The sequence below is a fragment of the Nocardiopsis chromatogenes YIM 90109 genome (assembly GCF_000341185.1).
In the GTDB taxonomy this organism is placed as follows: domain Bacteria; phylum Actinomycetota; class Actinomycetes; order Streptosporangiales; family Streptosporangiaceae; genus Nocardiopsis_A; species Nocardiopsis_A chromatogenes.
The window spans coordinates 1-11927 of sequence record NZ_ANBH01000290.1 but is presented as its reverse complement, the minus strand read 5'-3'; the positions used below and the strand labels follow the sequence as shown (position 1 = coordinate 11927).

9 protein-coding genes, 1 tRNA gene and 1 pseudogene are annotated in these 11927 nt (G+C 71.3%); 8 read left to right on the top strand and 3 right to left on the bottom strand.

What is annotated here, in order from left to right; all coding sequences use genetic code 11:
* Window positions 1-88: 88 nt before the first annotated feature.
* Window positions 89-439 carry a pilin gene (locus D476_RS0126120; protein ID WP_017626857.1) on the bottom strand — a complete coding sequence of 117 codons (351 nt, stop codon included), beginning with the start codon at window positions 437-439 and terminating at the stop codon, window positions 89-91.
* 1069 nt (window positions 440-1508) lie between these two features.
* Between D476_RS0126120 and D476_RS0126115 the strand changes: the two genes are divergently transcribed.
* On the top strand, window positions 1509-2678 hold the full coding sequence (locus D476_RS0126115) for a hypothetical protein (protein WP_017626856.1): 1170 nt from the start codon (window positions 1509-1511) through the stop codon (window positions 2676-2678).
* 194 nt (window positions 2679-2872) lie between these two features.
* On the opposite strand, the gene D476_RS38295 is transcribed toward D476_RS0126115, so the two are convergent.
* Window positions 2873-3595: a hypothetical protein gene (locus D476_RS38295; protein WP_017626855.1), complete on the bottom strand. Its 723-nt coding sequence runs from the start codon at window positions 3593-3595 to the stop codon at window positions 2873-2875.
* Window positions 3596-3860: 265 nt separating this feature from the next.
* Between D476_RS38295 and D476_RS0126105 the strand changes: the two genes are divergently transcribed.
* The 3 genes from D476_RS0126105 (at window position 3861) to D476_RS40180 (ending at window position 7268) form a co-directional block, all read left to right on the top strand.
* A complete protein-coding gene (locus D476_RS0126105; RefSeq protein WP_152529435.1) occupies window positions 3861-4709 on the top strand; it encodes a hypothetical protein in 849 nt (282 codons plus the stop codon).
* The gene (locus D476_RS0126100; RefSeq protein WP_017626853.1) at window positions 4706-5203 is read left to right on the top strand and encodes an XF1762 family protein; all 498 of its coding nucleotides are present in this window, start codon (window positions 4706-4708) and stop codon (window positions 5201-5203) included. Before D476_RS0126105 ends, D476_RS0126100 begins: the two co-directional genes overlap by 4 nt.
* Window positions 5204-5399: 196 nt before the next feature.
* Complete coding sequence (locus tag D476_RS40180; RefSeq protein ID WP_394296945.1) at window positions 5400-7268, top strand: recombinase family protein; 1869 nt, start codon at window positions 5400-5402, stop codon at window positions 7266-7268.
* Here D476_RS40180 and D476_RS0126080 read toward each other — a convergent pair.
* Window positions 7224-7308: transfer RNA gene (locus D476_RS0126080), tRNA-Leu, on the bottom strand. The two genes, D476_RS40180 and D476_RS0126080, sit on opposite strands and share 45 nt — an antisense overlap.
* 130 nt (window positions 7309-7438) lie before the next feature.
* Between D476_RS0126080 and D476_RS0126075 the strand changes: the two genes are divergently transcribed.
* The 4 genes and pseudogenes from D476_RS0126075 to D476_RS0126060 all read left to right on the top strand — a co-directional run.
* Entirely contained in the window at window positions 7439-8767 is a 1329-nt protein-coding gene (locus D476_RS0126075) for a M20/M25/M40 family metallo-hydrolase (protein WP_017626852.1), read from the top strand.
* A 185-nt stretch (window positions 8768-8952) separates the two neighbouring features.
* A complete protein-coding gene (locus tag D476_RS0126070; protein WP_017626851.1) occupies window positions 8953-10047 on the top strand; it encodes a hypothetical protein in 1095 nt (364 codons plus the stop codon).
* 136 nt (window positions 10048-10183) lie between these two features.
* Window positions 10184-11059 carry a chaplin family protein gene (locus D476_RS0126065; protein WP_017626850.1) on the top strand — a complete coding sequence of 292 codons (876 nt, stop codon included), beginning with the start codon at window positions 10184-10186 and terminating at the stop codon, window positions 11057-11059.
* Between the two features lie 262 nt (window positions 11060-11321).
* Window positions 11322-11927, top strand: a pseudogene (locus D476_RS0126060) (hypothetical protein); the annotation flags it as partial.

Sequence of the window (11927 nt, the reverse complement as noted above, 5' to 3'; positions counted from 1 at the left end):
GCGGCCGAATAGGTCCCCTGGCTCGGCATGACCGAAAACGCGACAGCGACCGTCAGCACCAGCAGCACGAGAACCGACCGCCGCCCGGTCATGACAGCCCCAGGAAGCCGCGCAGGATCTCCACCAGGAGCGGGGCCAGAATCGCGACCCCGTAGCCCAAGGCGGCGAACTTCAGAGTGTCCTTGGCCTTGGACACCTCCCCGGGATCGCCGCCGGCCAGGAGGTAGCGCAGTCCGCCGATGGTCAGGAACAGCGTCGCCAGCGCGACGAGCAGCCCGACGAGCCAGTTCCGGATGTTGGTGATGACCTCGTTGAGGTCGCTGACCCCGGGGTCAGTGTCACCGGTCCCGGCCAGAGCGGGGGCGGCGGCGATCAGCATGAACACGACGACGGCGAGGAGCAGGACGAAGACGGCTCTGGCGCCCGGCGTGGTCGGCATTGGCTCTCCTCACTGGTGCGGGGCCAGCAGGGGAGGCGGGGAAGCCGACTACTCCTTCCTGTGCACGGTGGGTTCTCCGGAGGCTCGCTGCTTCCCCGCCCTGGGGAGTGGGGCACCCGTAGGAGCCCTCACCTCCAATGCAGAACGGGGGAGGAGGATCCGCTCAGGCGAGCGGGGCTGCTTCTGCGCCTACTGTGTGCGCCCCGGTCGAGATAAGTGGGGTGGGGCGGTTCGAGGAAGCGGGTGGATTGTGGCACCGTATGGGACACGCCCTGAACGAGGCCGAGCAGCGAGCGCCGGAGCGCCTGACGGCGGGCGCGAAGAGGACCAGCTGACATGCTGGATACCTTCTGCTGGCGTCTTGCCCGAGGGCGGGTCCGGGCGCTTGCCTCGCCTGGCGCCCGGTCGCCTTATACGGGTCTGCCGCTCCTGGCGGCGGCGCGCATGATCCGGGTCGCCTGGCCGCCAACGGCGCCTCCGCCAAGGTCTTGACCAGCACTGCCTGTTCGTCGGCCCGCGTGCTGCACGGCATCACCGGCCAGTCGGCCAGGCGTTCCGGCTGCGCGAGGTCGGCCTCGGCAGCGGTTTTCAGAAGGCGCGGCTCCTGGGCGATGTCGCCCTGGGTGAGGGGCCTCGCGGGGGCAGTGGCACCACCGGGGCCACCAGCAGCACCCCTTCCTTGTGCACACTGGTGTGATGGTTCCGCGCCTGCTCATAGCGTTGGCGGCGAGAGGTATGGGCTCCTCGATGAGGTGAACAGCAGGTCGGGGTAGGACAGCATGAGCGCGAAAAGATGCACCGCGGCGTCGGTGTTTTCGGGTATGGGCACTCCTTCGTCAGGAAAAACAGGGAGTGCCAGTCTTTGGGTACCTTCGAGGGTCAGGGCCTTTATAGGTGGTGTCCCCCCTGCTTGTTCTCCTCGACATCAAGATTCTCTCGAGGGAATCAGAGGATCAACCTACCCCCTTAGTGTCTAGCGGTTGCGCATGACCGACATGTCTTCACTAGATGTAGTATCCCTAGTGGTGCTTCGCCGTGGGGGTGCGAAGCATGGCAAATCAGGAGAAAAATGGCCAAAGGGTTTAAAATCAACAAACGGGGGATCCGGCAGATGAGCCGGGCGATCGAGAAGGAATTCGCTCGGAACCCGGTTCAGGTGCCGATCGAGGGCTCCTTGGGGGAGGCAGTGCTGACGACGGAGTACCTCGGCGTGTACAGCGGGGTGGGGTTCGACGAGGTGCCTGAGGGGGCCACCTTGCGCCTGGCCGCAGTGGAGGCGACCGTGCTCCTGCTGCTGGAGCTAGAGGAACGCGGGCCGGATGAGCGGGGCGTCGACCCCACCATGCAGTTCGTAGAAGCGCACCTGCACCTGCTCGACGAACCGTTGTGTACGTGGGCCCAGGCCAACATGAGGGAGCTGACCCAGGCCCTCACTCGCGACCACCTCCTCGCGGACACGTCCAAGAACTTCGGCGGGCAAGTGGGCTCCGAACTGAGTGAGCGGGGACGCCGGTACGCCGTTGTCCTGCGTGCGCAGCGCTCTGGCCGCGGCCGACGGGTAGTGGTCGGCGAGCGGGTGCTCGGTCTCGTTGGGCACGCCGACGCCGAAGGGTGGGAACGGGTAGATCCCGCCGACCTGGTCAACACCGCATTGGGCTGGGTGGCGGGTGTCAAGGTCACGGAAGACGAAGCCGACGCGGCTGGCAGCGACCTGACCCGCCGCGGCCTGATCACTGCCACCGAACTCGATCAGGGCACCGTCTGTTTCGCCCGGCCGACCTCAGTCGGAGTCACCGTTTTGGAGGCGTTCAACGGCTCCATCACAATGTGGGAAAAGAGTAAGGCGCAGGGGGGCACGCACGTGGGCGACCAGATCACCATTCGCGACAGCAACGGGGTGCAGCTGGCGACGCGAACCTCGGGAACGGTCAGCCAGTCGGCGTCTACCGAGATCTCCGCGACTCCGGACCTCGCGCAGCTGTGTGCGCAGATCCGAGAGCTGGCTCCGCAGCTGTCCCTGGACGCGTCCGAGCGCGAAGAGCTGCTGGAACAGACTGACCGCCTGGAGAGTGCATCCGCGGATCCGCAGGGCCAGGTGCGCGGCGTGAAGCGCTGGCTGAGCAACGCCCATGACCTCCTGACTGGTGACACCAGCGGGAAGGCCGCAGGCGTACTGTCGGCGCTGGGTTCGGCTCTGGTCTGGTGTAACGAGCTGATCGCCAAACTGGGCCAGTCCTGATGCTCGTTGGCGACCATCCATTGCAGCCAGCGGATGGTCGCCATCGGGGTTACATCCTGCGCACCGGGTCATCTCGGTACGCGAATTGCGGGGGTCCTTCCGAGATCCCGGAGAGTTCGCTGCGGACCGGGGGATTCAGCCAGGTGGGCTGCTACGCCGCCTACACCTGAGTGTGTCGCTTCGTCTCTCCAGGCTCAGGCGTCGATGGATTCTGGTGCCTTCTCGTCGTGGAGAGCTTCGACGATTCGGGCCTGGGCTCGCTGGCGGCAACGGCGCGCTGTGATGTAGGTCAGGCCCATGTCGTCAGCGGCGCGCGTGAGGGAGGTGTTTTCCAGGCGGGTGCGGGCGATGAGGTCTGCTTCGGCGTGAGTGAGGATGCCGTTGCGGACGTGGGCGCCGAGCAGGGTGACCGGCCCGTCCGATGAGGGCAGGGGAGCGAGGACGTTCTCCTCCTCGAAGTCCGTGGTCCGATGCCGGTTGCGCAGGACGCGGTCGCGGTGTCGCTGGCCGGCCTTGCGGGCGGCGTAGATCAGCTTCGGGCACAGGGCCTGCGTTGCCGGAGGGATGGTCTTCAGCTCGGCCAGGAACGCGGTGAGCATCTCGGCCTCGACGTCGGCCGCTTCCTCCGGCAGGTCACGGCAGAGCCTCCGGCGGGCGGCGGCAAGGCCCGGCAGTGCGAGCCCGACGGCGATGACCGTCCACGCCGGATCGCCCTCACGGGCGCGGGTGACGATGCCGCGCCACACCTTGTCGGCGGTCGGGCGGTCGGCCTTCAAGAGCTGCTGGGTTGCCGCGGCGGCGGACAGGTCGTGGGGCGGCATGCCGATCAGTTCGGCCAGCTCGCTTCCGGGCGGGCCGGTGCCTTCGAGGAGGAGTGCGAGGGCGTTCTGGAGGGTGGAGAACGGGGTCGTCGGCATCGCGAGCCTCCCTGGGGTGTCGGGAGCCCCATGAAGCACTGGCCTCTTGAGCAGCAATAACGCACTCATGTCGAGTGTGAGCTGGGCTGATGTGGCGCGTTCGCCCGGCGTGCGCGGATGCGGGGCCTCACCGGACGCAGAGGTGGAGGCGAGAGGGATGCGCACGCTCTGCGTACGCGAACGCGTCGTCGCCGGGTGGGTGAGCGCGGTGGGCCGGGTGGGCCTGAGTCCTTGGTGAGGCTCGCTGTGGTCCGACGCCGTTGCCGTGAAACGTTCTGCTCCGCCGAAGCTGCGCCTGCTCTCCCTGGGAGCCGGGGTGCAGTCCAGCGCCCTTCTCCTGCTCTCCGCCCAAGGGGCGATCCCCAGGTTCGACTACGCCCTGTTCGCCGACACCGGCTGGGAGCCGGCCGCCGTCTACCGGCACCTGGAGCGCCTCGAAGGCGTTGCCGCCGCTGCCGGGATCACGATCCGAAGAGTGTCCGTCGGCAACATCCGGCACGATGCTCTGGACGAGCGGCACCGCTTCGCCTCCATGCCGCTGTTCATCACCAAGCCCGACGGGAGCCGCGGCATGGCTCGGCGCCAGTGCACCTCCGAGTACAAGGTCCGCCCGCTCAAGCGCGAAGCACGGCGCCTGCTGGGCTACCCGCACCCGGCACGTGTGCCGCGGGGCGTCTATGCCGAGCAGGCCATCGGCATCTCCACCGATGAGTTCCACCGCGCCAAGGACGCGGACGTGGCCTACCTGCGCAACGTCTTCCCGCTCCTGGACATCGGGTGGACCCGGCAGGACTGCCGCGCGTACCTGGCGGTGCACGGGCTCGGGGACACGCCGAAGTCGGCGTGCATCGGCTGCCCGTACCGCTCCAACGCCTCCTGGGCCCTCCTGAGAGCTGAGGAGCCGGAGGCGTTCGCCGACGCGGTCGACTTCGATGCCGCGATCCGGCACGGCCACCCAGCCGCGGCAACGCGCGGCATGCCGCTGGACGGCACCTTCTACCTGCATCCGGCACGTATCCCGCTCGGCGAAGTGGATCTGGGAGAGGAGGCGGACCCGGCGGAGCGGGGGTGCTCGCCGTGGGCCTGCCCCGGTGAAGACGAGGAGGAGCGGTGAGCGGGGGCGGGTTCGCCCTTCCGGCCGCCGCGGTGTTCGCCAACCGGCGCCGGCATCAGGACCTGGAGCTGGTGCCGGTCCCGTTGGCAGAGGCCAAGGCGTTCGTCGAGGTCTGGCACCGACACCTGGGGCCGCCGCGCGGGCACAAGTTCAGCCTCGGGCTCTGGCATGCCGACGGGGTGCTGGTAGCGGTGGCGATCGTGGGACGTCCGGTGGCCCGCGGGCTCGACGATGGGCGCACGCTCGAGGTCACCCGCCTGGTCTCCGACGGCACGCCGAACGCTTGCTCCCGGCTGCTCGGCGCGGTATGGCGGGCGGCAAAGGCGCTGGGGTATCGGCGCTTGGTCACCTACACCCGCGCCGATGAGCCCGGCACCTCGCTGCGCGCGGCGGGGTGGCGGCGGGCGGCGGAGCTGCCGCCGCGCGGGGACTGGCATCCGCCCCGGCAGCCGGGGCGCCTGGGGCCGGCGCGGGTGCGGTGGGAGGCACCGTGAAGCGGAGGGTGGTAGGGACGAGCTGGCGTCGCGTGGGCGGTCGGGGTTGCCGCGGCATGCCGTTGGTGCCGCCCGGCCGGGTGCTTGCCCGGAGGTGAGGGTGCTGTGTCCGACGAGCGAGATCAGGCTTCTGACCAGCTAAAACGCGAGAATCTGAGGGGTGGTGGGGGGTACCCTCGCGGCCATACCGAACGCGATGGGGGAGAGGCGCCTCCTGTGCGCGCCGTCCTTCCGGACTCCCCTCCAATGCTCACCCCGTCAGCCGCGCGAGCGCTCCTGCAGATCATTCGCGATGCGTACGCACAGCAGGCCGCATCCGAGCAGCGTGCGCAGCAGCCGGAAGGAGGCAACGCAGCGAATGAGCAACAGCCCGGTGAGCAGGACCGAGGATGAAGAACTCCGCTTCGCCCTGTGGGCCCGGGTGTCCACGGACGACCTGCAAGACCCTCAAGCCTCACGAGCCTGGCAACGGACCCGGAGCGAAGCCCTCATCGGACGCCGGGGGCGGATCACCACCGAGTTCTTCGACGTGGACAAGTCCCGCTCCGTGCCCCTGCGGCGACGGCCCGAGGCCTCACGTCTGCTCAGGCAACTCGAGAACCCCGAGCGCGGCTTCGACGCCGTCGTGGTCGGAGAACCGCAGCGCGTCTTCTACGACAGCCAGTTCAACGAGACCTTCCCGCTGTTCAAGCACTTCGACGTTCCCCTGTGGGTGCCCGAGGTCGGCGGACCGATCGACCCGCGCAACGAAGCCCACACCATGATCATGAGCGTGTTCGGGGGCACGAGTAAGGGCGAGCGAACACGCATCCAGATCCGCGTCCAAGCGGCCATGTCGGCACAGGCGCAACTGGAAGGCCGCTGGCTGGGAGGGCGGCCTCCCTACGGGTACACGCTGGCTGACGCGGGGCCGCACCCGAATCCCGCCAAGGCCGCCGACGGCANCCCCGCCCGGGCCCCCTGCCACATCGTGCAGCGCATCTTCGCCGCCTTCCTGGAGGGGATGGGGATCTTCGCCATCGCCGAGACGCTGACCCGCGAAGGTGTCCCCTCTCCTTCCGCCCACGACCGCCGGCGAAATCCCCACCGCAACGGCCTGGCATGGGCCAAGAGCGCGATCCGGGCGATTCTGAAGAACCCCCGCTACACCGGGAGGCAGGTGTGGAACAAGCAGCGCAAGTCCGAGGAGCTCATCGACATCCGCGACGTCACCTTGGGCTACACCACCAGGCTGCGCTGGAACGACCCCGACCAGTGGGTCTTCTCCGAGCAGGTCGTACACGAGCCGCTGGTCTCCGATGAGGACTTCGAGCTGGCCCAGCGCCTGCTGGAGGTCAAGGGCCGTCGTCCCGTGGTGCGCCGCCCGCGCAGCACGGGACGCGTCTACCCGCTGAGGAGTCGGCTGCACTGCGGGCTCTGTGCGCGCCGGATGCAGGGCAGCTGGAACAACGACCAGGCCTACTACCGGTGCACCTTCCCGAACGAGTACGCCACTTCCAACCATGTTGAGCACCCGCGCACCGTGTATCTGCGTGAAGCCGATGTCCTGCCGACGCTGGACACGTGGCTGGCCAAGCTGTTCGACCCCGTCCGGCGTGGTGACACCGTGCGGGTGATCGCCGAGTCCCAGCAGGAGAGCGGAACGGACGGAGCGGTGCGGCGGGAGGCTGAACAGAAGGTCGCCGAGTGCGAGGAGAAGCTGGCCCGCTACCGCCAAGCTCTGGAAGCGGGCACCGACCCCGAAGTGGTCTCAGCGTGGATCAAGGAGGTCCAGGCCGACCGGGCGCTGGCGCATGCCCGGCTCACTGAGCAGAGCACTGGGCCCCGGCAGCTGGAGGAGGAAGAGATCGTGGCCTGCCTCGAAGCGATAGGAGATGTCTCCCAGATGATCAGGCGAGCCGACCGTGAGGCGAAGGCCGCCCTCTACAGGGGGCTGGACCTTCGGCTGACCTACCACCCCGTAGAACGCATTGTGCGGGCCGAGGGAAGCCTCGACCCGCACAACATGTACGAACTGGCGTGTCCGAGGGGGGACTTGAACCCCCATGCCCTTAACGGGCACTAGCACCTCAAGCTAGCGCGTCTACCTATTCCGCCACCCGGACCCGGTCCGCGTCGTTGCGCGGACACGCTTAACCATAGCAAAGGTCTGAGGCCGGTCGTACATCGTTTTCCGCCGGGGTGGAGCATGGGAAGGTCGGATCCATACGTCGCCGAGAGGAGCTGGTGCACACCATGCCCGAGACCGAAGGCAGCGGTGCCCTCAGCGGGGCCGAGGCGGAGGTCGTCGACCTCTGCCGGGAGCTCATCGCCATCGATACCTCCAACTACGGGGACATGTCGGGTCCGGGGGAGCGGGAGGCCGCCGAGTACGTCGCCGGGAAGCTGGACGAGGTGGGGATCGAGCCGCGGGTGCTCGAGTCGGCCCCCGGGCGGACCAGTGTCATCGCGCGCATCCCCGGCGAGGACGCCTCGCGGGCGCCCCTGCTCGTGCACGGGCACCTGGACGTGGTGCCCGCCGACGCCGCCGACTGGACCCACGACCCCTTCTCCGGCGAGATCGCCGACGGGTGCGTGTGGGGCCGCGGCGCCGTCGACATGAAGGACATGGACGCCATGGCCCTGGCCGTCTTCCGCGAGCGGGTGCGCTCCGGGCGCCGCCCGCCGCGCGACGTCGTGCTCGCGTTCCTCGCCGACGAGGAGGCCGGGGGCACCTACGGCGCCCAGTGGCTGGTGGCCAACCACCCCGAGCTGTTCGCCGACTGCTCCGAGGCCATCAGCGAGGTCGGCGGCTTCAGCCTCACCGTGGAGGACAACCGGCGCCTCTACCTCATCGAGACCGCCGAGAAGGGCATCGCCTGGATGCGCCTCAAGGCGCGCGGCACCGCCGGGCACGGGTCGATGGTCAACGACGACAACGCGGTGACCGAGCTCGCCGAGGCCGTCGCCCGGCTCGGCCGCCACGAGTTCCCCGTGCGGCTCACCAAGACCGTGCGCACCTTCCTGGAGGAGGTGTGCGACGCCTTCGGCATCCCCTTCGACGAGGAGGACCCCGAGGCGGTGCTCTCCCGCCTCGGCCCCATCGCCGGGATGATCGGCGCCACCCTCCGCAACACGCTCAACCCCACCGTCCTGGAGGGCGGCTACAAGGCCAACGTCATCCCCGGCTCGGCCGGGGCCCAGGTCGACGGGCGCTTCCTGCCCGGGATGGAGGAGGAGTTCTTCGCCGAGGTGGACCGGCTGCTCGGCCCCAACGTCGAGCGCGAGTTCATCCACCACCTCCCCTCGGTGGAGACCGACTTCGAGGGCGGCCTCGTCTCGGCCATGGCGCGCGCCCTGGAGGAGGAGGACCCCGGGTCCCGCGCCGTGCCGTACTGCCTGTCGGGCGGCACCGACGCCAAGAGCTTCCAGCGGCTCGGCATCCGCAACTACGGCTTCGCCCCCCTGCGCCTGCCCCCGGAGCTGAACTTCTCCGGCATGTTCCACGGCGTCGACGAGCGCGTCCCCGTGGACGCCCTGCGGTTCGGCGCGCGGGTGCTGGACCGGTTCATCGACATGAGTTGACCCGGGGCAGGTGAGGGCGTCGAGGCGGGCCGGAGAATTTTTCCGGCCCGTTTCGCTGTTTTCCCTGCGCCGATAGCGCATCGTGGTGCTAGCGTGACTCTCAGTCTGCGGGACACGTTCCCGCCGTCGGCCGGGTTCTCCGGTCGGCGCACCCGTGCGTCTTCATTCACCCGAGGTGGCTTTCCATGGTGCAGGTCGGCATCGGCAGGCGGGTCCGCCCCGTCGGCGCCGTGTGCCTGCCGGGCGTCCGCGCCCTGCGCCGCCTCGCGGTGGTCACCGGCCTCGTGGCCGGCGGCTGGCTGGTCGGCGCCTCCGCGGCGCACGCCGCCGACGACGCCCTGGCCGAGGTCCCCGTCGTGAGCGGGGCCGCGGACGGGGCGGTCGAGGAGGCGCGGACGGCCCGGCAGGCGCACCAGGAGGAGGCGGAGCCGAACACGGCGCCGTCGGGGGAGCAGGCCGGTCGGCCCGCGGAGGCGCGAAGGGCCGCCGACGACGGCGGCCGCGGTGTCTCGGACGCGGTGAACGGCACCGTCGGCTCCACGGTCGACGGCGCCGCCGGTGTCGGCGGAGACGCCGTCGGCTCCACCGTGCGGCGCGCCGACGCGGCCGTGCGGTCCGTCGGTTCCGAGGTCGGGGCCACGGTCGGCTCTGCGGAGGGCTCCGTCGGGGACCGCGTGGTCGCCGGCACCGTCCGCTCCGGCCGCGAGGGCGTCCGTGAAGGCGTCCGCGAGATCGCCGGGGAACCGCTCGGCGAGCCGCTGCGCACCTCCCTCGCAGAAGGGGAGCTCGCCTCGGCCGTCTCCAAGGGGCTCGGGGCCGACGCCGCCGACGCCACCGACCGGGTCCGCGACGGGCTCGGGCGGATCGTCGGCAACGGCCCGGACACCGCGCCCGAGCGGCCCCGCAGCGAGGACGGCGCGCGCGAGCGCGACCGCGCCGGTGCGCACGCACGCGGCGCCCGGGAGCGCGCCGCGGCCGCCTTGGCCGACCGTGCGGGCGCCGAGCGCCCCGCGGCCACCGGCGGTACCGCCGTCACCGGAACCGAGGGCGAGCGCGCCGCCGAGCACGGCCACGCCCCCGACACCGAGGGTGCCTGGAGCGGTTCCGACTCGGCCGCGACCGGTGTGTCCTCCTCTCCCTTCCCCGCGCCCGCGGCCGGATTCTGGCTGCAGCAGCGCGGCGGCGCCCTGCGCCCCGCCGCCCAGCGCGCGATTCTTCCCGGCGACCCGACCCTGGTCGTCCGCGACGCCGCGGACGACCCGTCGTACTCGCCCGACTAGTACACCCTTTCCCGGCGGCGGGCGCCGCCCGGCCCCGGCGTGCGCGCCGCGGCCGCCCCGCGCCCCCGCCCCGTCGCCGTGCCCCGCTCCGGTGACCTCTCGCGACACGTCCGCTCCACGGAAAAGGATCCGACCCATGTCCAGGACCACACTCGCCGCCCTCGCGGCCGCAGGCGTCATCGCCGCAGCGGCCGCCCCGGCCGCCGCCTCCACCACCTCCGGCGACGGGTCGGTGCTCGGCGGCAATCAGGCGGGCGCCGACGCCGACGCCCCGGTCAACGTCTGCGGCAACGCGGTGGCCGTCCTCGGGACCGCCGGGGCGACCTGCTCGGACTCCGGTGCGGGGACCTCCGGAGGCTCGGGCTCCTCCACCACCTCCGGCGACGGGTCGGTGCTCGGCGGCAATCAGGCGGGCGCCGACGCCGACGCCCCGGTCAACGTCTGCGGCAACGCGGTGGCCGTCCTCGGGACCGCCGGGGCGACCTGCTCGGACTCCGGTGCGGGGACCTCCGGAGGCTCGGGCTCCTCCACCACCTCCGGCGACGGGTCGGTGCTCGGCGGCAATCAGGCGGGCGCCGACGCCGACACCCCGGTCAACGCCTGTGGCAACGCGGTGGCGGTCGGGGGGAGCGCCACCGCGGCCTGCGACGGGTCCGACGGCGAGGACGGCGGGGACGGCGGGGACGGCTACGACGAGCCGTTCCCGGAGGAGAGCCCCGACGGCTACGCGCCGGAGGAGTCCCCCGAGGGCTACGCGCCCGAGGAGGACCAGGAGCGCGAGGGCGGGCAGGCGGCCCCCGAGGACCGCCGGGACCGGGAGGCGGCCGCCCCCGAGGCGGCCGCGCCCTCCGCGTCCCCCTCCGCCGCGGCCCCGCCCGCGGCGGCCGAGGAGGCCGCGGGCGGCCTCCCGGTCACCGGCCCCGGTGTGGCGGCGGTCGCCGTCGCCGGGGCGGTGGCCCTCGGGGCGGGCCTGGCGGCGCTGGTCGCCGGGCGCCGCCGCAGGAGGGCGTGAAGGACCAGGCTTCCCGGTCCTTCGCGGACCGGGGGCTGACGCGAGTCCCGCGGGCACGGCCCGCCCGCGGGGTTCACGTCAGCCGCCGCTCGGCCAGAGCGGAGCTGACACAGGGCGTGCACCACCCACGCATCAGGGTGTGACCGGAGCGCGCCCCCGTCCGGCCCAGGACGTGCCGGTGCCCGATCCACGGGCGCCGGGGCGCGAGCGGTCACGCACGGTTCCATCTCATTCCACGCTGTACTCTGAAAGGAAATCCCACATGCGCAAGTGGGTTCGCACCTCCGCCAAGACGGCTCTGCTCACCGCCGGGTTCGTCGCGCTGGGCGCCGGTGTCTCCTTCGCCGACTCCGCGCCCGTCACCTCGGGCAACGGCTCCATCGGCGGCGGCAACCAGATCGTGGGCAACGCCGACGTTCCCGTGAACGTCTCCGGCAACGCGATCGCGCTGGGCGGCAGCACCGCCAACGCCACCTCGAAGAACACCGGCGCCCGGGTCATCGACCACCGCGGCGACGACGGCCCGGTCACCTCGGGCAACGGCTCGGTGCTGGGCGGCAACCAGGGCGTGCTCGACCTGGACGTCCCGGTCAACGCCTCGGGCAACGCGGTCGCCGGGGTGCTGAGCACCGCCGCCGCGACCTCCGAGGACTCCGGCGCCTGGGTGCTGGAGGGGGGCCGCAGCGGCCAGAGCGCGCCCGTCACCTCGGGCAACGGCTCCGCCGGCGGCGGCAACCAGATCGTGGGCCACGGCGACGTGCCCGTGAACTTCTCCGGCAACGCCATCGCGGCCGGGCTGAGCGCGGCCAACGCCGCCTCGAAGGACACCGGCGCGTTCGTGGTGCACGACCGTGCGGGCCAGGACGAG